This window comes from Mesomycoplasma ovipneumoniae SC01 (genome assembly GCF_000218525.1).
GTDB lineage: Bacteria > Bacillota_I > Bacilli_A > Mycoplasmatales > Metamycoplasmataceae > Mesomycoplasma > Mesomycoplasma ovipneumoniae_A.
Genome location: NZ_AFHO01000010.1, coordinates 50,126 through 73,469, shown reverse-complemented (window position 1 = coordinate 73,469; position 23,344 = coordinate 50,126). Strand labels below are relative to the sequence as shown.

Here is a 23,344-nt window from a genome sequence, read left to right as displayed (position 1 = left end):
TATACAAGAAATTATTCTAATTATGAAAAATAAAGAGCAAATAAATAATTATATAAATTATATTATAGAATGAATTCGCCAAGAAGTAAAAAAAGCAAATAAAAAAGGCGTAATTTTTGGCATTTCTGGTGGAGTTGACTCTGCACTTGTTGCGTTTTTAGGAAAAAAAGCTTTCCCTAATTCGCACTTAGGAATTATTATGCCGATTCGTGATATGAGCAGCGATAAAACTGATATTGGCCAATTAGTCAAAAAATTTGAAATTTCCACTAAGGAAATTAACTTAAGTTCAACTTTTGAGAACTTAAAAGACTTATTTAGTCTTAAAAACCAACTAGCAAATTACAATATTCAACCTCGCCTTCGGATGATTAGTTTATATGCTTTTGCTCAAGAATTGGACTATTTAGTTCTTGGAACTGATAATTTTTCCGAAATGTATCTTGGCTATTTTACAAAATACGGCGATGGTGGCGTGGATTTATTGCCAATTGTTAATTTAACAAAAATGCAAGTTTATCAAATCAGTGTGCAAATTGGAATTCCAGAATCAATAATTCAAAAATCCCCAAGCGCAAATCTTTGAGATAACCAAAAAGATGAAGATGAATTAGGATTTACTTATAAAGATTTAGATCTATTTTTTATAGATCCAAATTTAGTTAGTGTTCAAGTAAGAGAAAAAATTGAAAAATTACACAATTTAAGCGCCCACAAACGTAATCCAGTGCCAAGACCTGCAAAAAAATTAGGAGATTTTTAAATGGCTGGTCATTCAAAATGAGCTAATATAAAGCACCGAAAAGGTGCCCAAGACGCCCTAAAAGCAAAAATTTTTAACAAATTTTCGAAAGAAATTATGGTCTCAGTAGCAAAAGGTGGACCTGATCCTAACTCTAATCCAGCTTTAAGACTTATTATTTCTAAAGCACGTGCAAAATCAATGCCAAAAGCAAACATTGAAAAAGCAATCGCCAAAGGCCAAGGGGCAACAAGCGAAGGTCAAACTTTTAAAGAAATAATTTATTCTGGAACTTTATCAAACGGAATTAGTGTAATTGTCACAATTTTGACTGATAATGTTAATCGATCAGTTTCTTCACTTCAAGCACTTTTCCGCCGTGCAAATGGACAAATTGGAAAACAAAATTCAATTCCTTATTTATTTGAACAAAAAGGTTATCTTGAAATTGACAAAACTGATCAATTAAATGGCGATGACCTTATGATGTTTGTTCTTGAAAATGGTGGCGATGATTTTCAAGAAGATGAAGAAAGTTACTTGATTTATTGCGAACCGCGCGCTATTCAGGACTTAAAATCAGCAATTGAAAACAATTTTAGTGTAAATTTTAGCGCTGTTGAAATTAGTTATTTCCCTAATTCTTGAGTTGAACTTAATCAAGAAAGTACTGAAAAAATACTAAATCAAATTGATAATTTTCTTGAAGACGATGATATTCAAAATGTTTATCACAATTTAAAAGTTTAGAAAAAATTTTTAAAGATAAAAATAGGAAGAACATATATGCTTCCTATTTTTTTAAATTTTTATTTTTATTATAATAAAATTTTTTAATTTCTGATACTAAATCGATTTTATCATTACGAAATAAAATTCCTGTAGTCATATGTGATGTTAAATTGTTTTGATCATAGTAAAGACTTTTTTGATTTTTTGTTACGGTAATCAATTGATTCATGAAAATTAATTCGCCGTTTGTGTTATAAACACCAGAACCAGAAGCCCCAGGTCCGTTTGTTACAAAAAAATTAGGGGCACCGTTTTTAATATAAACGCCTTTAAACATATTTTTTGAAAATGCAAACTGAGGTCAAAAGCCGCCAATTTTAGTTGTATAGTCAATTTCGCCGTCTTTTCATGATTTTTCACTAATTTTTAGCGGTGGAAACTGTTGAACATGATCTCAGAAATCAGAAAATATTTTAAATTGACTATCAAATCTAGTGATATCGTTTTCAATAGTTTCGCCATTTGAATAACGAAATGATGATAAAAGTCATTCTTTATGTTTTTGGTAAAAATTGAATAGATCTTGAATATCTTTTCTAAATTTAGCATGGTTAAAGTAAAATATTGCTACATCTTTGCCAAAATTGTTAAAATTTTTTTCTTCTCTAAAATATCTTTTGTGCAAATCAATGTTAAATTTGGTTAATTTTTCTTGCGTAATTGGGTCAATATAAATTATCCGACTTGTTGGAATTCGATCATGTCTTGCCCTTAACTCTTGAACTTGTCTATCATATTCAGCTTTTATTCAAAATAAACTTAATATTCCAGAACTAGCTAAAGAACCAAGACTGTTAACCTTATCATTATAATAAAAACGCATCAAAGGAAAGGCCATTGTTTCTCAAAATGGCTTTTGTCTAATATATAGAACATGATGATTTGTTAAAAAAGCACTTTCACCTTCGTGAGAATCAAGCAATACAGCTGTTCCGGTTGAAAATCTTACATTTCTCTGAAAAATATCTTTGTATCTTTGATCTGAATAGTCAAGCGATCTAAAACCAAAATAATCTGGTTTGAAATAATTTCTTCGGAAACGAGGATTTAAATAACCGAAATTAGTTTGCTTTACATTTTCGTTTTCAGAAACACTACCTGTATTTATTTTATCAAGCAAATAAATATTCAAGTTTTCATTTTTTTCGCCAAGAAAATGATTGTCATTTTCTTGTTTTATCACATTTGATTTTATGACAAAAGGTTGATATGAAAAAGTATTAGCTGGAACTCTATAATTTAAATCAAATCCGATTTGTTGTGCGGACTTGTTGTCATAATCACTTAGTTTCGAAATATCTAACTTATCATTTATTATTGGTATTTTTTTAATAGGTAAATCTTCAACAACTTGGTTTATTTCTGATCTTACCACCCGATTTTGTTCAAGTATAGACTCGAGTTTAGGTTCAATTTTGGGCTCAGGTTTTGGTTTAGGCTTTGGCTTTGGTTGATTTGATTTGACTAAAGATTTTAAAGAAAAAAGATTCAAATTTTCAATTTGAGCTTTATCTAAAAACGGGTTTTGAATTGTTGATATTGATGAATTTGCTAAATTATGATTATTTTTAGGAGCAGAATTTTCAACGACATCATTATTATTTTCATTGGTCGATGACAAATCATTATTTAAATCATTTATAGTTTTGATATTTCCAATTAGGCTCAAATTTTCTTCAATTTGCACCAAATCATTGTTTGGAGTTCCTAATTTTGGTAAAATTTGATTTTTTGAGTCATTTTTTTCAGTAATAACTTGATTTTTAGGACTTTCATCCTTATTTTTATGCTGCAAAGGTATAACATTGGCGCATGAAACTATAAAAAAATTAACAAAAAGCAAAGGAGCTAATGATTTGAAAAATTTAGATTTCATAACTAAACCACCTTTCTCCTTATTCTGATAATTAATTTTATAATATATAAATTATACCAAAAAAACATTCAAAAAATAAATATTACTATATTTGATGCTAAATGCAAGATTATTCAATATTTAGTTAAAAAATGATTAGAAATATTTTAAATTTTTAAGAGTTAATAATTAGAAACGGTAAAGCGATAATTAAAAGTACAAAACCAACAAGAAATCCCAGAAAAATCGGTAGAATGGATAGTTCTTTTTGTTTTTGCTTGACAAAATTATAATCAATTTTTGGGCTAACAGGTTTAAATCCTCGTTTTTCTAACATTCTATTTTGGGATTGAATTCGCCATTTATGGTAGGAAACTGAAAAACTACTAAATAAACCAAGTCTTAACACCGTTGCAAGAACTGAAATTGAAATTGACAAAAGTCCCAAAATTGAAACTATGTCATATCAAACTTTTTTTTGAACAAAGGCCATGACAAAACCAATGGCAGCTAAAAATAACGCTCAAAGAATCAAAGCCAAAATTGAACGTTTCTGGATTTGTCGTCTAAAAATAGCACTAAAAAAAAACGAGAAAATAAACTTCATAATAAACCGTCGAATTCAAGTAAAATAATTTTAAATATATTATATACTAAAAATTGATTTTTTTATTTTTAAACGGTTAATAGATAAATTATTTTTTTGCCATCGTTTATTAGAACGACTCAATCATTTTGGTTTTAGCAGTCAGTCTTTTAGAAAATGCTAGATAAAATTTTATATTTTATACATTTTTAATTTAAACAATAACAAATTTTATAATTTCATAATATACTAAAAAATTATAAAAACTTTTAACTATTTTTTATTAATTATAATATAATTTTATATATTATTCACCCATGATAGAAAATAACGATACTTACTTAGCGTCAAAATTCGACCATTTTTCCAATTGAAAAAAAGAACGAAAGATTTCGTTGATTTTTTCTTTACTTATTCTTTCAATTACAATTTCGCTAATTGCATATTCAATGATTGAAAACCGTAGAGAATTTGTTCTTGACAAATATTATTTTATAAGTTTTACTAATTATTTTCAAAATTTTAGCGCCTTTTTTTACTTAACTTACCAGTCAAACTTAATTTATGGAATTACCTTATTTACTTTTGTCCTTAATGCAACTCAACGCAAATTTCAAATTTTATTTGTTTTTACAGTAATTTTAACGATTGTTTTAATCGTTTTTTGGACTGTATTGGCTTGAAATTTAAATATGACTTGATCAGTTTTGGCAACAACATCAACTGTCCATTTTTTTCATCCAGTGTTTGCAATATTTGTACTTTTTTGGTATCGAAAACAATTTTCGGTTAGCAAATTAGGTTTAGGTATTGGGGTTATTTATTCAGTTTGTTATTATATTTTTTGTGTGCTTTTGTATTTTTTCACACTTAGACAATGAGTTGCGCCCGAAATTAAAAAAGTTGGAGCTCAAGAGATAAAAAATATGGTATTTTTTTACACAGGTTTAACTATTTATCCATTTATAAATTTTTTACACCCATTTTTTTATTCAGGAAATAACCAATCAATCGTAATTTTGTTAAACTTGTTAATGGCTTCTTCGGTTGTTTTTCTTCCATATATGATTTCGCTTTTTTATATTAATATTTTTGGAATTAAAGCAACAAATTGGCGTTTAACTCGAGAAATAAAATCGATTTCTAATCGTTTAAAAGCATTTTTCTGAGTATCCAAACCAAAAAATTAGGAGTAATTTGTTAAAAAGTGGCTAAAATTGTTGTTGGTCTTTCAGGTGGTGTTGATTCTGCAGTTAGTGCATATCTTCTAAAAAAACAAGGACATGAAGTTATTTGTGTCTTTATGAGAAATTGAGATTCTGACCTTAACAATGATTTTTTAGGTCAGAAAAATTTAGTTGACAATCATATTTGCCCTCAAGAACAAGATTGGCAAGATGCAAAAAAAGTGGCAGAGCAACTAAATTTACCAATTTTCCGTGTCGATTTTGTAAAACAATATTGAGACGAAGTTTTTAGCGATCTAATTCAAAAATACAAATCTGGTTTAACTCCAAATCCTGACATTTTGTGCAACAAAAACATAAAATTCAAACATTTTCTTGATTATGCAATTAATGTTCATCAAGCCGATTTTATTGCAATGGGTCACTATGCAAAAACAAAAAACGGAAAATTATTTACTCCTAAAGACAAAAATAAGGATCAAACCTATTTTCTAGGACAACTTTCAAAAGATCAGCTAAAAAAAACAATTTTCCCGCTTGGTGATTATTTAAAAACTGAAGTTAGAGAAATTGCCAAAAATTTAGAGCTAATGAATGCAACAAAAAAAGACTCAACCGGAATTTGCTTCATTGGTGAGCGAAAATTTACTGATTTTCTCCAAAATTATATTCCTGCTCAACCTGGTCCAATTGTCGATATTAACACAAATGAAATTATCGGAAAACATATTGGAATTATGTATTTTACAATTGGTCAGCGAAAAGGTTTTGGCCTAAGCGGAATGAATGAACCTTATTTTGTTGTTGGTCACAATCTTCAAGAAAAAATTTTGTATGTGGCTCCTTCAAGTCAAAAAATTTGACTTGAATCAAACCAGCTTTTAGCAATTAATGCTAATTTTTTGACAGAAAATTTTCCACTCGAAAATTTAAAAGCCAAATTTCGCTACCGTCAAGAATTTGTCGAGGTTAATATTAAAATAATTGATCAAAATTCTTTTTATGTTTATTATCAAAATTATATTGCAGTAACGCCTGGCCAACAAGTTGTGATTTATTCTCAAGATCAAGTTGTTTTAGCTGGTGAAATATCACTTATTTTCCGTGATGACAAAAAACTTGATTATTTAAGTTAAGAAATCCCGAGTTTTCCAGTTTGATGAGATAATCTTAAAAAAGTGTCTGGTTTTTCACACTCTTTTAACTAAAAAAGCAAAATTATAAAATATTTAAACTACTTTTTTAGTTTAAAACACTGACAAAATCATAAAAAATACAACTACTATTTAAACTCAATGCAAATAGAAAACTCGTTTTTACTTACATTGAGCCTAAAAAAATATATGAAGTTTTGAAAGAGCAATAATTAAAAGCCATAAATTTGTAGATTTCTAAACGGTTAAATTTAAGGCATTCCATTATATTTAAAGCCATAATAGAAAAATGGCATTATTTAAGTTTATTGTGCCAAAAACATAACTAATTCCCCCTTAATTCAATATCAAAATTTATTAATTTATTCTTAGTGATGGTCATTATAACATAATTTTTTCTTAGAACAAGCATTTTTTTTTTTTTTTGCAAAAGGTTAATTTCAAAAAAAAAAAAAAAATAAGATTTTAGCGTAAAAAAACCCGGATTTACGGGTATTTTTTAATATTTATATTCGCTAAAAAGTGAATTTTTGCATCAAACTGGGAAACTCAGGAAATAAATTAAATTAATTTAAAAAAAGTACGATTATAACCAATAACTTTTCCTTTTATTGCGCTAAGAACCTCAAATGATGTCAAAGGTTTAGTTAAATTTCGCGCAATTTGACTTCAGTCAATTACTTGATCAAGACCAAAAATTTCAAGTTGATATTTTCCTTGGCCATTTGTAAGACCAGGAAGATAAATAACGCCGTATTTTGCCTTAATAAATTCAAATTTTTCTGAAGAATCTAAATTAATTTTTTTAGCAATTGAATCAGCACAAAAGGAACCAAAACTATTATAAACAGGAATTTCACTATCAAAAAGATCAAAATTATTTTTTCCAGCATTTAAAATAGTTTTATATTCATTAGTTTGTTTGATAATTCCAACCCGATTTCAGACATTTAGTCCAACGCCAAGCGAGAAATTTTCGGCAAAACTAGTTACCATTATTACATATTCCTTAATTTTATCAGAATCAGAATAAATTTCAATGTCAAAATTGCGGGCACTAAAAAATGGACTAGCTCCTTGTTTGCCTAAAAATTCAATATCTAAAAGATGATAATCATTTTCTCTGGCAATTAGTGCTGATGAGCTAAAATTTATCGGTAAAAAATCAATAAAAAAATTTTCTTGTTCTTTGGGCAACGGTGCATTTAGTTCACTTTTGGAAATCTGTTTTTTTACAAGTAAATTATTTTCAACTTTTCCATGTGAACGGTATAAAAACGAAGTAATTCCAAAGTCAATAATATGATTTTTAATTAAATCAAGAAAATCATCGTAAAATAAAGGTTTATTTGCTAAATCTTCTGGAATTATATTTTCAATATCAAGGGCAAAAACCTCAAGTCGATAGTTATGATCTTGAGCTGGCGGCAGTGGTCCAAAATAAACTCCATCAGGATGAGGTCGATAAAATGAATCAAGCAAATAATTATTTGCATGGCGCGTCATTGAATTTTCAAATTGATACATTTTATCTTGGCGCGAAAAAGAATCATCTCATTTTAGCTTGTTTTTTTTAATATTGGCCGCAACTCAATGAATAAAAACAAAACCTAATTCAGCAGTTGCTTCATAGTCAATTAAAGTAAGGGCATATGATTTTGCGCCTTTAACTTTGTCTCATTTTATAGGAAAACTTACCGAATTAGGGTATTTTTTACCTAAATTACCATTACCAAATTGGGTGTCTAAAACGCCGTTTTTAACATCAGGAATATAAATTTTTATCATATTTTTTTAGTCTTTATCAATATTTTTTGGATTAACTATTATAAAATTTTTATTTCTTTGATTATAATATTGGGCATATTTGTCTGGTAGGGACAGTTTTTTTAAATTTTGCTCAAGATCAATAGGTTGGAAAGGCAAAAGGTTACCACTTTTAAGAAAACCACTAATATTTATTCGTCTCTCAACGTAAAATATTTTTGGATTTTTAGGGTCTTGTTTTTTAATTTCATCTTCAAGCTGAGGTAAACTTGCGCTATAAAGTCCACCTCGATGGAAATTATTAGAATTTGTAAAAGGATATTTTTGGATTTTGTCAGTTAATTTATATTTATCAAAATCATGAATCATACCAATTTGTTGTGCTTCTGCTTCTTCTCTAGTTTGAGGACCTTGAACTGGCAAAGGCGAATTTTGTTGGAAAGTTGCGACTTTTTGGGATGAATTTTGTGAAAAAAGGCTTGGTTTTTGATTTATCAGGTTTTTTTGGCTTGTAGATTTAGGTTCATTTTGATTTTGACTTTGATTTTCAGATTGACTTTCAGCCTCAGGAGCATCAGGATTTTGGTCAATTATTCAATAAATACGATAAATTGCATCTTTTATTGTATTAGTTGACTCATCTGCATGAGTTTTTTGGTCATTAAGAAAAAAAGCACGCGGTTGAACTTTATATTTTCGGCCATCTTTTGCTGTTATTGAATATTTTTTTAATTTCTCAGTTAGTTCTGCTTTTTTTTGGTAATCTTTATCATTAAGAATCGGAAGATCCAAATTAGTTTTTAAATTATTTTCGATAATTTTACTAAGTGTATCCAAGATTTTATAATTATAATTTCATCAAAACAAATTTGAAAGAGGTTGTCTGGTTGCTGCTTCTATCCCGTTAAGGATGAATTCAATCGTTGCAGTACCGATTTCAATTTGCTCATCTTCTTGTGTTTTGTTTTGATCTTTTTGGCCTGAATTTTCTTGAGCTTGCTGGTTTTGGGATTTAGCTTTTTCCTCTTTGTTCATTTTGACAATTAGTTTAGCAAGCTCTTTGACTATTTTATAGTATAAATATTCTTCTCTTAATTCCAAATTATTTACAGCAATACCTGATCCAAAATTTTCGGGTAAAAATTCAGGATATACCTTAAAATCTGTGGATTTTAAGTATTTTTCTTGCGATTGTTTTCATCGTTGTAAAAATTCAGAAGCTGTTAAATAAGAGGTACCTTGATAATATTTTTTAACAATTTCAGGAAAATTAGGAGTTTTAGCAAGTTTTTCCAGTTTCTTTTTAATTACATCATCAGGTTCATTTGGAATAAAATTTTGAAAATCTAACCTTGAGCTAAATGCGTGAATTACATCCGCAATGGCAGTATTTCCAATTTCTTGAGTTTCAATTGACAGGGGTACATTCAAAATTTCGGTTAATAAATTATATTTTTCTGGGCTAACGCTATTTGAAAAATTTTTTACATCTGAGCCTTGATTTTCGATGCATGAGACAACAATAAGCGGGAAAGACAAAGGAATTAAAGCCAAAGATTTTTTAAATTTTCATTTCATTTTTACACCTACTTCTAAGCCTTAAATAAAAAACTAAAAGAACCAAAGATTATTCTTTTAGTTTTTTTACATTTGTAAAATGATACCATATTTTTCAATTTATGAGTCACTTTTTACATAAATTTCTTCAAAACCATTGCGCCTTCAAAAAAATCCCCTAAACACATCATTATTTTGTAGTTTTGCGGAATTTTCGCGCTGATAAAAAGCTAAATTTGAATAGTATTCTTTTGAAAAAAATGGGATAATTCCGTCGTAAATTAGCTTCAGTGATTGTTTGTCTAAAACTATTTTGCAATTTTGGACAGGAAAAAAGATAAAAATAGCATCATCTGATTTTTTTAAAACAGCTTTTATATCAAGACGAAAATCAATTTGGCGTAATTTCATTAGGATGTTAAAATTATAAAAATTATGATCACCGTTAAAATTAAAAATTATTTCTTTTTTTTGAAAATCATTAAAATTAACAAGTTCTTCAAGAGTTTTTGCTTTTTTTATAACATATCCAGTTAATTTTGGCGAAAAAATCTTGAAAAAACTAGGAACAAGTCAATATCCATCTGATAGATGGTTGACTTTAACTTTATTAAAATTAGAAATTTTTTGACGCAAATTATTCATAATATTTTTCAAAAAAGTTTGCTATTCCATCATTGTCATTTGAGTCGGTAACCAAATTAGCTTTATCTTGGACTTCTTGACTAGCTTGACCCATGGAAATTGCTAGTCTAACCTGTTCAAACATAGAAATATCGTTTCGAGCATCACCAAAAGCTAAACTTCTTTTGAGATCTAAATGATAATTTTGATTTAGAAATTTAAGTCCTTGACCTTTATTTGACCCAGAAATCATAATATCAATTACCGATGATTGAGATTGAACTAGATAAATTTGTTCGACATTCTCAAGTTGACTAATAGCTTTTTCAAAAAGCACAGGATCACTATCACGTTTTATAAGTAAAAATTTAACTACATCAAGATTGAAAATTTCATCATCATTCAAACTTTGGTAGTCATAAAATTTTAGCGGTAACTGTTCGGCTTCTGAAAAAATTTCATTTTGATTTTTAAGATAATCAAATCAAGGGCAAGTTGTATTTTTTTGGCTAAAAGCAAGCATATTTTTAGTTGTGTAAATTAAGAAAAATACTTGGTTTTGGGCTAAAATTTGAAAAATTTGTGAGACTTGATCTCCAGAGAAAACCTTGCTAAAAACAACAGTTTCTTTTTTGTAGTCATAAATTAATGAACCATTGCAACTTATTATTGGAAAATCAGGCTTTAGTGCAAAATAATATTTTTTTATAAAATATCAAGGGCGACCTGAACAAAAAATTATTTTTTTATTTTTTTCACGTAACTTTTTTATTGCTTCAACAGTTTTAGGGCTAATTTCGTGATTAGATTTTAGCAAAGTTCCGTCAAGATCAAAAATAAAATTATCAATATCTTTTAAAATAACTTTAATTTCATTAGTCTTTTTGTCCATAATATGCGTTTTTACCATGCTTTCGGTTATAGTGTTTTTTTTGCAGTGTTAAATTAGCTTGACTTTGATTAGGATTTATTATTTTTGTATAAAGAGCCATTTTGGCAACTTCTTCAAAAGTCATTGCTAATTTAACAGCATCATCAGCAGACTTATTAGATCAGCAAAAAGGCCCGTGTTCTTTGACTAAAACAGCAGGAGTTGCTATAAAATCAAGATTATTTTTTTTGAAATGATCAACTATAACAACGCCAGTGTTATGCTCATATTGACCATTAATTTGCTCATCACTTAAGGAATTAGTGCAGGGAATTGAACCATAAAAATTATCAGCATGCGTTGTTCCAAGTGCAGGGATTTCTTTACCTGCTTGTGCCCAGGCAACTGCAAAAGGAGAATGTGTATGTACAATAGCCTTAATTCTTGGGTCGGCTTTATAAAGAAGTGAATGAGTTGGCGTGTCGCTTGATGGATTTAAATTTGTCTCAAGAACATTATTTTCAAGATCAACGGGAACCATATCTGAATATTTCATTTTTTCATAAGAAATTCCACTAGGTTTAATAACATAATAAGATCGATCTGAACTTATGGCTGAGACATTTCCTCAAGTATGAAGCGCTAATTTTGAATTATATAGTAAAAGATTTGCTTCTAAAACTTGCTTTTGTAGTAAAATTAGTTCGTCTCTATCTTTGATTTTCATATGCAATCCTTAATTTTTCGATAAAGAAATCACGTGCTTTTGCGATAATTTGGCTTTGTTTTGCCAAATTATCAGAAAGTTGCAAATTTTGGTCAAAATTTTCTTCTTTGTGCCACATTTCAATTACAAAAGGCACACTAATTTGCGCTTTTAAAATGTAGCTAAAAGCAGAAACAAAATCTACATCGCCTTGCCCGAATTCAAGATTTTTAAAAATTCCAGGGAGAGTATCTTTAAAATGAAAGGCAACAATTTCTGATTTTCCTAGTTTGATTTCTGCTTCTAAATCATTAGAAAAACGCGATAAATTACCTAAATCCGGGTATAAAAGTACACCTGAGCCAATTTGTTTTTGGAGATAAAGTAGTCTTGAAATTGTTCCGGCAAATTTTGTATCCATTGATTCAAAAGCGATTGTGATACTATATTTTTTTGCTAATTGAACAATTTTTTTCATTGTTTGGATGAAAAAAATCTCAGAATTAGGATGGGGTTGCTCATAATAAATATCATATGCAGCAAGTTGAATAATTCTAATTCCGAGATTTTTAGCTAAAATTAGCGCTTTTTCCATAATTTTGAGCGCTTTTTGGCGAACATTTTCATCTTTTGCGCCAAAGGGAAATTTTCGGTGCAAAGACAAACACATTGAATTTATATAAAAATCATTTTCATATAAAGTATCACGAATTTCTTTAATTTGATTTTTAGAAAAATCAAGACGAGCAGCAAATTCATCACTTTCATCAACGGACATTTCAATAAAATCAAATCCAGCTTTTTTTGCCACTTTAATTTTATCGACAAAAGTCAAACGTTTATCAATTGCTTTTTCGTAAATTCCTAAAGGAAAATTAATGTCAGTATTTTTTAAATTCATCCTTAAATTCCTTTGCTTTTTCTTCAGGATTTTCAGCATCACGAATTGAACGACCGGCAATAAAAATGTAAATTGGGATATCTTTAAATAATTTAATATCCTCAACTTCAACTCCGCCAGTAATTGTAACTTTAAAGCCTAAATCAGCAAGTTTTTTTACAATATCAATATCTTTTTGTGCTCATTTAACCCCTGCTGCTTGTGAATCCCTAGCTCGATGCCAAACTACTTGTGGCACTCCAACTTTTTTTCAGTCCTGAACTTGATCTCAAGTAAAATTATTTGTCATTTCAACTTGAATTTCAATACTTTTTCCATTTTTTTCAGAATAAACGTGTGAAAGATCAACTAAATCTTTAATTGTTGGAGTTTCAGCTGCGCAAATTGCAGTTGTAAAATCAGCGCCTGATTCAAAGAACATTTTTCCAAAAACTTTCCCGGCATCAGCTATTTTACCGTCAGCTACAATTATCTTATCGGGAAAACTTTTCCGAAGTTCAGAAATAGCTTTTTTACCTTCAGCAGCTAGTAAAATTGTTCCAACTTCGATAACATCAATATATTTTTCTGCTTTTTTAGCAGCCAATATTGCTTCTTCGATAGTTTGATTATCGAGTGCAATTTGTAAAAGTGGGAGTGCCATGTTTGTTCCTTTCCTTATAAATTTATATATAAATTATACAATTTTTTAGGATTTTTAGATCATTTTTGGCAAAATTATCGGTCATGATTTAAATTTTTGAATATTAGATCATTTTTTATTAATCATTAAAAATACTAATTAGTTTTTTGGCTAAAGTATTTTTTTAAACTAATTTCCCGAGTTCCCCAATTTGATAAGATACCTTAAAAAAGTGTCCTAGTTTATTTAGTTTTGGGTACTTTTTTAACTTTTTTGGCAAACTCAGAAAAAATAATTATCAACTCAAAAACACTGAATTTTAAATCTAACCATCACGAATAAAAATCTGCTTATTAATCAAATAAGGTAGGATAAAAAAGCTAAAATTTTGACTCAAAAAGCAAAATTATAAAATATTTAAACTACTTTTTTAGCTCAAAAACACTGGCAAAAATCAATTGATGAATAAACAACAAAAATCATAAAAAAATACAACTACTATTTAAACTCAATGTAAATAGAAAACTCGTTTTTATTTACATTGAGCCTAAAAAAATATATGAAGTTTTGAAAGAGCAATAACTAAAAGCCATAAATTTGTAGATTTCTAAACGATCAAATTTATGGCATTCCATTATATTTAAAGCCATAATGGAAAAAGTGGCATTATCTGAGTTTATTGTGCAAAAAACATAATCAAGTCCTCCCTAATTCAATATCAAAATTTATTAATTTATTCTTAATTGAATCTTATTATAACATAATTTTATTTTACACCAAGCATTTTTTTTTTTTTTTGCAGAAGGTTAATTTCAAAATTATAAAAATTAGGATTTTAGCGTCAAAAAACACGGATTTAGTGGTATTTTTGCCTATTTATATTCGCTAAAAAGTGAATTTTTGCCATCAAACTGGCAAACTCAGGAAAATAATCGATCATGATTGAAATTTTTGAAATATTAGATCATTTTTTATCAGTCATTAAAAATGCTAATTAGTTTTTTGGCTAAAGTGTTTTTTTTAAACTAATTTTTTACAGGAATATTTACTAAACAATAAAGTAAAAATATCATATATATAATTTATATTTATTATATAAGTACCTAAATTTTATGCTTGACAAAAATAAATTTTTTTTGTTTCTTTATTTTTAAAAAAAGTGTATAATTTCATACAGGTAAAAAATGATGCAATCAAAAAACTCTATTAAAAAAGCAAAACAAATTAACATTATTAGCTCTAATGTTAATTTTAAGTTTTCCATTTTTTAAAATAGTAGTTTTTGACTCAATTTGTTCATAACATTAAGTTATATAGGATAAAAAAACAAAAGCTACTATCAAAAAAAGATAGTAGCTTTTGTTTTAAAAAAGGAGGGAAATGAAAAAACTTTTTATCGGTTCAGTACTTAGCGTTTTTTCAGCAGGGGTTTTTGTTTCGTGTTCAATTCAGCCTGCTTGAGAAAGACAGGAATGAATTACGACTGTTAATTCTGCCACTTCGTCTCCTGGCGCGTTTAAAACTTGAACTAACACTTTTACCTCGCCTTCAATCGCTAGTTCGTATTATACGGCTTCTTATTTAGTCCAAACTGTTTATGAAAATAGCGTTGAAATCAAACAAGATGGAATTAGCGAAGAATCAAAAGAGAAACTTGATAAAAGTTTTAATTATTCGATTGCAAAGCCAACATATAGTTATGAGTCTTTTGTTAATGCCGCTGCGATTGTAGTACGAAAAAAAGACGGTACTGAGCTAGTTTTTGACAGTGATGCTCATGAAAAAGGTTATCTTGAACCTGGTCAGACAACCAATTCGCTTGTTATTAAATTAACATCAGACCAAAAAAATTCAATTAATTCTGACTTTTTTGTTCAGGCACTTGATGAGGCTGAATCAATTCATTTTTTCTTAAAAAATGACGTAAAATGGGTAGATTATCAAGGAAATCCAAGCCAATATACTCTAAAACCTGAAGATTATTACTACGGATTTAAAGCCCAAAGACTTTCTGATCCACAATATCGGGCAAATGTTGGCGGTAGCAAGCAAATTGACGAAGAAGCACAGAAAAAAATCCCTAATTTTGATCCAAAGTCAACATATTTTACAAATACTATTATTAACTGATATTTATTAGATCTTTTTGGACTAGATTTGGCTGATTTGGATGATGAGAATAAATATATTGAACAATACAAAGGTACAAACGCTAATTTTCAAGGGCAAAAATCGGTAAGTTTTTATAAAGGTGCTTCAAAAGACAAAGTATTTTTTAACGGATTTTACCAAAAGTCAATACTTGGCGGGATGCTTTTTCCGGCGCCTTCTGGATTTATCGACAAACGAAATAGCCAAACTCAAACTATAAAAGATGGAAAACCAACAGGCCGTTTTGGCGAAACTGGCGAGGCCTTGAAATACGGAGCCTATTGGTATGGCGAAGATTTTAAAAAAGATCAACTTTTTGTCTCACCATATACCCAACTTAGTCAGGAAACTAATCGTGAAACTTGAAAAATTAATAAATATTACCCACGAACTGGCTGAAAAGATCAATTACCTTATGTTTTTAACAAAATTACTACTCTTTATTCTCAATATGCTAGTGCTTCTGCTTTTGAAAATGCCAAATTCAATTCTTATCGTGAACAGACAATATTGGCTATCGGTTTTGATTCGCTAAATGATTCAATTAAAAATTTAGTCTCAAGTGATCAAGAAAGATACGGTTGAAGACTCAAAAAAGCCGAGGATAAAGACCAATTACACAAATGGTATTACTCTGCACTTGTCCCAGGTTCGCTAAAACAAAATTTTAGGGCCGAAGTTGGGGTGACTTTTGATGAAAAATACTATGGATTTAACGATAATTTTGCAAAATTAAATTTTGGCGCTTCGCTTGCTGATATTGCAAAAGGAAATGCCAAAGTTGTCGAAAATCTTGTCTCAGGTCCAAGTCTTGAATTTCGACTAATAATTGCAAATGCCTGAAATTTATACACAACAGCCCAATCAATTTCTAACTCAAGTTTACCTTGATACAATTTTGTTGCTCCTGATAACAAAATCACTTCAAAACCTGATTCAAAAACACCGCGCGATTTTTACCAAGAAGCAAACACAATTAAACTTGTTGACCAAACCGGCGAAATCTATTACACCAAAAACCCTGAAGATGAAAAGAAAAAAAATTTTGAAAATGTCAGTGATGCAACTAAACAATTCCAGGCGCCTCAATTTGAGATGTTAAAAGCGCGAATGAAAGCTCTACTTGATGATTTTTATGCCAAAAATAACATTCCTGCTGACCAAAAAGTTGAATGAACAAACCACAGTTTTTTTGTAAATGCTGGAAACAAAGAAATTGCCGCAATTACTAACGGTGCAAAAGCGATAATGGATCTTGATCCACGACTAAAAATTAACGTAATTTGGCCAATAACAGACAGAACTCGCCGGGCAAATTATTTACTAACTCGAACTGGTGGGGTTGATTTTGGTGGTTGAGGCTATGATTATGACGGAATTGGATCGGTTTTAGATGGTAAAATTCAGCGAAATGGGGTGGGTTATGCAATGCTTTCAGCTATTTATGCCCTAGGCCCTGAGTCAAAAATAGCAAAATCTTATCCGCACGTGTATCGTTATGCTCTTGGAGTTAAAGATTTTTTTGATAAATTTGCCAAAAAAGGTTATATAAGAGAGTTCAAAGATTGAAAAGATGGCACAAATTCACCTGATTTTGGCGCCCATGACCAACACTTGGCTCCAGATCTTACTCATTTTTTTACAGGTGAAGTCAAAGAAGTTCCTGATCCAAATGATGCAACTAAAAAAATTATGGCATACAAAACTTTTGTCGATACAATTAATGAAAACCAAAAAAGTGACCAAGAAAAGGCGTCTTTTGACTTTCACGCCCAGTCAGCAATTTTCAATTTAACTTATCAAGAAGAACATACTGATGAAGAACTAATTAAATTAAGTGCCGAACTAAGTTCACTTTTAGGTTTTGGACTTAATGATCTTTTGAATGTGCCATCTTCAACTCCTTATGCATTTTTAGAAAATACAAATATTTCAATTCCATATGCAAACAACACTTATTCAGGTTATGTTCCGCCTGACATGATTTCGATTATTCCACTAAAAGAAAAACACCAAAACTTGACTAAAAAAGGAACAAATTAGCAATGATTTTAAAATATACTCTTAAACGTCTAGCGCTTGCGCTTTTAACTTTTGTGGCAATTTATATTTTAGTTTTTGTTTTACTTGCTAATTTTTCGCCTGATCCTTTTGGCGATGTTATCGACAGAGGGGGACAAGGATCAGACCAGGCCAAAAAAATCGCTGATTTACACGCAAAATATTATTTTGACCAGCCAACTTTGACAAGACTAGCTTATTATACAGCCGATATTTTTCAAGGAAATTTTGGCGCACGGTTCAAAACCGGTGAAGATGGTAAAATTCCTGAATTATTTTTCATGCCTTTGCGCTATACAATTTTAGTTTCTTTGCCTTCTTTTTTGATAAGTAGCACTTTAGGATTAGTTCTTGGAACAATTGCTGCTTATCGGCGTGATCGACTTGAAGATGCAGCAATTTCGGGGATTTCAACTTTTTTTGTTGCAATTCCATCGTTTGTCCTAGCGCCTTTTGTTGTTTTAATTGCAATTCAAATTGGACTTCCTTTTGAGTTTAAAGATGCCGAAACTTACGGTAGTCTAACTTCTTTTGCCTCACTTTTACCACCAATTTTTGTCTTTAGTATTACTTCGGTAGCTGGTTATGTTTTTTTAGTTCGAAACCAAGTTATTAGTGTTTTGTCGTCTGAATACATTTTGATCGCAAAAGCAAAAGGGCTTTCAAAGTTAGATATTTTTGTCAAATATGTCTTAAAAAACGCCGCAATTCCGCTTGTAAGATCCTTGATTTTTTCTTATATTATTCTCCTTTCAGGTTCAATTGTGCTTGAGCAATTTTTCAGAATTCCCGGTTCTTCAACCGTTTTAGTTAATGCTGCCTTTGATGGTGAAATTAATATTTCAATGTTTTCAATTATTTTCTTTACTTCACTGTCATTAGTTGTTGATATTATCGGTGATTTAAGTTATGTTTTTATGGATCCGCGAATTTCTTTTGGTCAAGACTCACCAATAAGTTACTGAGCGCGAATTAAAAATTGAAAAGCACGTAATTATCGCGCTACGGAGGGAAAAAATGCTCGATCCTAAAGAATTTAACCAAAAATATAATCTCAAAGAAAACCAAACAAAACTGTTAAAATTAGCTAGTTTTTCCGAAAAAAACTACCAAGTAACGGGAAAAATTGTTGAACTCTGAAAAGATACAGTCCAAAAATTTTTCAAGTCAAAAATCTCACTTATTTCCACGCTTTTATTTCTTAGTGTTTTAATTATTGCGATTTTTACAATAATTTTTAGTCCATATAGTGTCGATAAACCAATTTCAAACGCTGATCCTTCGCTTGTCTATGAACAGCTTCCGAGCACTTTAGGGACAATAAAAACAACAATTTCAACCGATATTCTTGAAAAAATCCGGGCAATTGAGGTTGAAAAAAACATTAGCCTAATTCAAGGTTCAACAAAAGAATTATTCCCAAACCGTTGAGAAATTAACGTCAATCCTTATCAAGTCATGAGTGCACTTGAAAATGGTAAGAATTTTATTTCGCTAGTTGGAACTGACCAATTTGGCCGTGATATTTGACTCAGAACTTGACAAGGGACTCTAAATGCACTTGGAATTTCTGTGCTTATTGCTTTAATTCAATTTTTAATTGGAATTACGCTCGGAACTTATCTTGGTTATCATATTGGAAGCTGAATTGACAATATTGTTCTTAGAATTATTGACATTTTTGGTTCAATTCCTTGAATTATAATCTTTATTATTTTTATTGCAATTTGAGGACCTCATACAATCACAATTATTATTCTTTTATCTCTTACAGGCTGAACAGTGCCAACTTATCAAGCCCGATCTTATACTGTTATTGTCAAAGATGAAGAATATATTTATGCAGCAAAAGTAATTGGGGCTTCAAAATTCAGACAAATTTATTCACACATTTTGCCAAATATTCTCGGAAAATTACTCTCAACTTTTATTGCAAGTATTTTTTCATCAATTTCAACAATAGCCTCACTCGCTTTTCTTGGATTTTTAAAAGAAGGTCCTGATTCAGCAGCAAATTTAGGGCTAATTATTAATTCATCAGTTCCTTTGGCAGACAAAAATCCAATTGCGCTACTTTTACCTTCAATGATTTTAGTTGCCTTAGCTGTTACAAGTCGATTTATTGCCAACGGAATTCATGATGCGCTTGATCCTCGTGTTGGAGGCAGAAAATAATGGAAAAAAAACGAATTTTAGACGTAAAAAATCTTCGTGTTAGTTTCAAAACCGGCAAAAAAGAATATCTTGAAGTTATAAGAGGCATTGATCTTAGTGTTTATTCTGGCCAAATTGTTGCTTTTGTTGGCGAGTCAGGTTCGGGAAAATCTGTCTGTTCAAGATCACTTTTAGGAATCAATAATTTTGCAAAAACAAGTTCAACAAAAATGGAAATTGACGGCATTGATGTCTCAAATTTCAAAAAAGACTATCAGTGACGACAAATCCGTGGTCAAAAAATTGGCTATATTCCTCAAGACCCTTTGGTTGCCCTAAATCCAACCCGGACAATTGGCAAACAATTGCTCGATGGTCTCAAAAACGATAAACGCTTTAAGTCAAAACAAGAAAAAATTGACTTTTTAGTCAAGTTGCTTGAGTCTTTTGGACTTGAAAATGCCAAAAATCGCTTTTATTCTTATCCACATACTTTATCTGGCGGAATGAAACAACGGGTAGTAATTGCAATGGTAGTAGCCGCTCAACCTTCAATTATTATTGCCGATGAGCCAACCACGGCACTTGATCCGACAGTTCAGTCTTCTGTTTTGGCACTTTTAGATAAAATTCGCCATCAATATAAAGTTTCAATTATTTTTATTTCCCATAATATTTCAATAGTTGCTAAATTTTGTGACTATATTTATGTAATGTATGCTGGGCGGGTTGTTGAAAAAGGAACTCGCCAAGATATTTTTACAAACCCAAAACACCCTTATACTTGAGCGCTAATTTCGGCAATTCCGGAGGGTTCAAAAAAAGAAGAACTCTATACAATTAGTGGTTCTCCGCCTGATTTAAGAAATCTAACAGCTGGCGATCCTTTTGCCCCAAGAAATGAATATGCTCTTGAACTTGATTTTGAAAAAGAGCCGCCACTTATTAAAATTTCGGAGACTCACTATGCTGCAACTTGACTTTTGCATCCTTCTGCGCCAAAAGTTGAACTAAATCCTGAATTAAAAATGAGAATAAAATTATTTAAAGAAGTATTATAATGGAAATTGCATTACAGACAAAAAAATTAGAAAAATATTTTATAAACAAATTTGCAACCGTCAAAGCTGTTGATGGGATTAATTTATTGCTAAAAAAAGGCCAGATTTTAGGCATTATTGGTGAGTCAGGTTCTGGAAAAACCACAATTGGTCGCTGTCTTGTTCGTCTTTATGAAAACTTTGGTGGTCAAGTTCAACTTTTGGGTCAAATTATTTCAGGTAAAAAACTCTCACGCAAGCAAAACCTATTTTTACGAAAAAACATGCAAATGATTTTTCAAGATCCTTTTTCTTCACTTAATCAGCAAAAAAATATTTACTCAATTTTAAAAGAAACACTCGTAATTAACGGCGTAATTAAAGCCAAAATCAAAGATATTTTTCTTGACTGAAATGATTTAATTTTTCATTTTAAACGCACTCTTGAAAAAAAATACCTTGAAATTGAACTTTTAATGCTTCAAGGTCAAAATCACGAACTTGAGCAATTTTTTGGCTACTGACAAGAGCAAATCAAAATAATTGAAGATGAACTTGAAAAATTTAGTCCACAAACTGGCGATCAAAATTTAAATAACGAATTTTTTGGTCAGTATTTACTTTATTTTGAGCGTAAACAAAAACTTTTTGGCAGTATTTATAATTTAGCTTATGAAAATGTGGCAAAATTACACGATTATTTTTACGAAATTCAAAAAATTTACCGTAAAAAAGAGCAGGCAAAAGTTGAGGCCGAATATCGCCAGGCACTAAAAGATGTTGAAGATCTAAGATCGCTAATTAAAGCACAAAAATCATTTTTCAAAAAAACACTCAATGAATCAGGGATTAATTTAAAAAAACAAGCAAGTCAAGAACTGTCTAAATTCACAAATCAAAACAATTTAGTTTCATCTTATATTGCTGAATTTTTTTACGAGTACAAAATTGCAAATAATAATGCTCTAACTTCAACTGATCTTGAAAAATATTCCTTTTTTAAAAAACAGGCAATAATAAATTGCCAAATTAGTAAATTTTTGCGCTATCACAGTCGAAAAATCTGAGAAAAAAATCTATTTTCCTTTTTGGAAATTAGTCAAATTGAACAAATCATCGAAACTTTAAATAATTTCAAAAAAACAATGTCAGAAAATTATAAAGACGTAATTTTTGACAAAACTAATGCCAAAAATTACCTCAGCACAAAGGATTTTCGTGCTAAAATTTCTAGTCATCTTTTGAAAATTGAATTAAATACTTATCTTGAGACTGCAAAGAAAAATAAGCAAATTTTTGCTCAAAAAGTCAACTTTAAAACAAAATATCTCCAATTTAAACATATTTATACTATTAATAAAGAAAGAGGAAATTCCAACGCTGACAATATTAAAAAACTTGCGAAATTAGAAGAAATTTTGGCAAAAAAACAAGCTGAATATGATATAATTAAAAACGAATTTATTCAAAATTACAACAATTGACATAGCGAGCAAATGAAAGAAATTAGTTTTCAAAGACAAGCCCAAACTGATTTTTTCAACAAAATTTCGCTCTTAGAGAAAAAAGTTCATGCAATTCACCAAAAATTTATTGCAAAAATTAAATCTGTCGGCCAATTTAGCGACCAAATTGGCAATATAAACACCCGTTTTAGTGAAAAAATCGCAATAATTAAGACGCTTAATGTTGAAAAAGTCAACATTAAAAATGTTTATAAAAACATTCAACTTTTTTATGGAATCAAAAAAGCGCCTTCATTTTTCTTACTAAAACGTTCAATTAAGAAATTTATTCTCAGCGAACTAATTTACGAAGCACTTGAAAATGTTGGACTTTTGCGCTCATTTGCCTACCGTTATCCTCACGAGTTTTCTGGTGGTCAGCGTCAACGGATTGCTATTGCCCGAGCTTTAATCGTTGAGCCAAAAGTTATAATTGCTGATGAGCCAATTGCTTCGCTTGATATTTCAATTCAGGCACAAATTATTAACTTGTTAAAAAAATTAGTTAAAGAAAAAAATCTTTCCTTAATTTTTATAGCCCACGATCTTTCTGTTGTTGAATATCTTGCTGATGAAGTTTTAATTATGCATGCTGGCAAAATTGTCGAAAAAGGTAAAACTGACGAAATTTTCCAAAATCCAACTCATCCTTATACAATTAATTTATTAAATTCAATCCCGAAAATTTCAAATGCTCACATTCCTTTTAGTCCAATTTTATTTAATAATGTTTATCTTGAAGAGCAAAAATTTCCTAATGTTATTGAAGAATTAAAATTAACCCAAAACCATTTTGTCTATGGTACTAAAAAACAACTTGATAGCTGAACTTTAAATAAAAGTCAAAACTAACAAAAATAGATAATTTTTAGTCTAAAAATTTGAAATACTAAACTTTTTTGTTGATAAAAAACTTTTATGCAGGAAAATTTAAGAAAATTCCCCTTTTTTGAGATTTAATTCAAACCTGAGTTTGTCAGTTTGACGGCAAAATTGACTTTTTAGGGAATATAAATATGAAAAAATACCCGTAAATCCGGGTTTTTTTACGCTAAAATCTTAATTTTTA

At 29.7% G+C, this 23,344-nt stretch carries 18 protein-coding genes; 9 read left to right on the top strand and 9 right to left on the bottom strand.

All coding sequences use genetic code 4. The annotated features are described in order from the left end of the window. Positions 1–22: 22 nt before the first annotated feature. Together nadE and MOSC01_RS0102195 are read left to right on the top strand one after the other, a co-directional pair. Complete coding sequence (gene nadE / locus MOSC01_RS0102200) at positions 23–763, top strand: NAD(+) synthase (protein WP_010321180.1); 741 nt, start codon at positions 23–25, stop codon at positions 761–763. Then, a complete protein-coding gene (locus MOSC01_RS0102195) occupies positions 764–1,492 on the top strand; it encodes a YebC/PmpR family DNA-binding transcriptional regulator (protein WP_010321179.1) in 729 nt (242 codons plus the stop codon). A 43-nt stretch (positions 1,493–1,535) separates the two neighbouring features. Here MOSC01_RS0102195 and MOSC01_RS0102190 read toward each other — a convergent pair whose 3' ends face one another. Both MOSC01_RS0102190 and MOSC01_RS0102185 read right to left on the bottom strand, forming a co-directional pair. Then, entirely contained in the window at positions 1,536–3,410 is a 1,875-nt protein-coding gene (locus MOSC01_RS0102190) for an Mhp366/Mhp367 family surface (lipo)protein (RefSeq protein WP_010321178.1), read from the bottom strand. A gap of 154 nt (positions 3,411–3,564) precedes the next feature. Beyond that, the gene (locus tag MOSC01_RS0102185; protein ID WP_010321177.1) at positions 3,565–3,996 is read right to left on the bottom strand and encodes a DUF3899 domain-containing protein; all 432 of its coding nucleotides are present in this window, start codon (positions 3,994–3,996) and stop codon (positions 3,565–3,567) included. 296 nt (positions 3,997–4,292) lie between these two features. On the opposite strand from MOSC01_RS0102185, the gene MOSC01_RS0102180 reads away from it, so the two are divergent. Both MOSC01_RS0102180 and mnmA read left to right on the top strand, forming a co-directional pair. Next, the gene (locus MOSC01_RS0102180) at positions 4,293–5,165 is read left to right on the top strand and encodes an MAGa3780 family membrane protein (protein WP_044881136.1); all 873 of its coding nucleotides are present in this window, start codon (positions 4,293–4,295) and stop codon (positions 5,163–5,165) included. A gap of 17 nt (positions 5,166–5,182) precedes the next feature. Next, positions 5,183–6,298: a tRNA 2-thiouridine(34) synthase MnmA gene (mnmA, locus tag MOSC01_RS0102175; RefSeq protein ID WP_010321175.1), complete on the top strand. Its 1,116-nt coding sequence runs from the start codon at positions 5,183–5,185 to the stop codon at positions 6,296–6,298. Between the two features lie 579 nt (positions 6,299–6,877). Here mnmA and MOSC01_RS0102170 read toward each other — a convergent pair. The 7 genes from MOSC01_RS0102170 to MOSC01_RS0102140 all read right to left on the bottom strand — a co-directional run bounded on the left by MOSC01_RS0102170 (position 6,878) and on the right by MOSC01_RS0102140 (position 13,385). Continuing rightward, on the bottom strand, positions 6,878–8,104 hold the full coding sequence (locus MOSC01_RS0102170; RefSeq protein ID WP_010321174.1) for a YbhB/YbcL family Raf kinase inhibitor-like protein: 1,227 nt from the start codon (positions 8,102–8,104) through the stop codon (positions 6,878–6,880). A gap of 6 nt (positions 8,105–8,110) precedes the next feature. Then, a complete protein-coding gene (locus MOSC01_RS0102165; protein ID WP_010321173.1) occupies positions 8,111–9,661 on the bottom strand; it encodes a hypothetical protein in 1,551 nt (516 codons plus the stop codon). A 99-nt stretch (positions 9,662–9,760) separates the two neighbouring features. Further along, positions 9,761–10,285: an MPN499 family protein gene (locus MOSC01_RS0102160; protein ID WP_029513087.1), complete on the bottom strand. Its 525-nt coding sequence runs from the start codon at positions 10,283–10,285 to the stop codon at positions 9,761–9,763. Then, positions 10,278–11,156, bottom strand: coding sequence for a Cof-type HAD-IIB family hydrolase (locus MOSC01_RS0102155; protein ID WP_010321171.1), 879 nt, complete (start codon positions 11,154–11,156; stop codon positions 10,278–10,280). The genes MOSC01_RS0102160 and MOSC01_RS0102155 overlap by 8 nt, the downstream gene beginning before the upstream one ends. Further along, positions 11,140–11,862 carry an L-ribulose-5-phosphate 4-epimerase gene (locus MOSC01_RS0102150; protein WP_010321170.1) on the bottom strand — a complete coding sequence of 241 codons (723 nt, stop codon included), beginning with the start codon at positions 11,860–11,862 and terminating at the stop codon, positions 11,140–11,142. The genes MOSC01_RS0102155 and MOSC01_RS0102150 overlap by 17 nt, the downstream gene beginning before the upstream one ends. Beyond that, entirely contained in the window at positions 11,846–12,742 is an 897-nt protein-coding gene (locus MOSC01_RS0102145) for an L-ribulose-5-phosphate 3-epimerase (RefSeq protein ID WP_010321169.1), read from the bottom strand. Before MOSC01_RS0102145 ends, MOSC01_RS0102150 begins: the two co-directional genes overlap by 17 nt. Then, positions 12,717–13,385: a 3-keto-L-gulonate-6-phosphate decarboxylase UlaD gene (locus tag MOSC01_RS0102140; protein ID WP_010321168.1), complete on the bottom strand. Its 669-nt coding sequence runs from the start codon at positions 13,383–13,385 to the stop codon at positions 12,717–12,719. The genes MOSC01_RS0102145 and MOSC01_RS0102140 overlap by 26 nt, the downstream gene beginning before the upstream one ends. 1,359 nt (positions 13,386–14,744) lie before the next feature. Here MOSC01_RS0102140 and MOSC01_RS0102130 point away from each other — a divergent pair. The 5 genes from MOSC01_RS0102130 to MOSC01_RS04965 are packed head-to-tail and all read left to right on the top strand — an operon-like array spanning position 14,745 to position 23,127. Next, positions 14,745–17,558, top strand: coding sequence for an OppA family ABC transporter substrate-binding lipoprotein (locus MOSC01_RS0102130; protein ID WP_010321167.1), 2,814 nt, complete (start codon positions 14,745–14,747; stop codon positions 17,556–17,558). Positions 17,559–17,560: 2 nt separating this feature from the next. Then, positions 17,561–18,607: an ABC transporter permease gene (locus MOSC01_RS0102125; protein WP_010321166.1), complete on the top strand. Its 1,047-nt coding sequence runs from the start codon at positions 17,561–17,563 to the stop codon at positions 18,605–18,607. Then, positions 18,594–19,751, top strand: a complete 1,158-nt coding sequence (locus MOSC01_RS0102120; protein ID WP_010321165.1) for an ABC transporter permease — start codon at positions 18,594–18,596, stop codon at positions 19,749–19,751. The genes MOSC01_RS0102125 and MOSC01_RS0102120 overlap by 14 nt, the downstream gene beginning before the upstream one ends. Then, on the top strand, positions 19,751–20,791 hold the full coding sequence (locus MOSC01_RS0102115) for an ABC transporter ATP-binding protein (RefSeq protein WP_010321164.1): 1,041 nt from the start codon (positions 19,751–19,753) through the stop codon (positions 20,789–20,791). The genes MOSC01_RS0102120 and MOSC01_RS0102115 overlap by 1 nt, the downstream gene beginning before the upstream one ends. Further along, positions 20,791–23,127 (top strand): ATP-binding cassette domain-containing protein, encoded by a 2,337-nt coding sequence (locus MOSC01_RS04965; protein WP_010321163.1) that lies wholly within the window; start codon positions 20,791–20,793, stop codon positions 23,125–23,127. Before MOSC01_RS0102115 ends, MOSC01_RS04965 begins: the two co-directional genes overlap by 1 nt. Positions 23,128–23,344 lie beyond the last annotated feature (217 nt).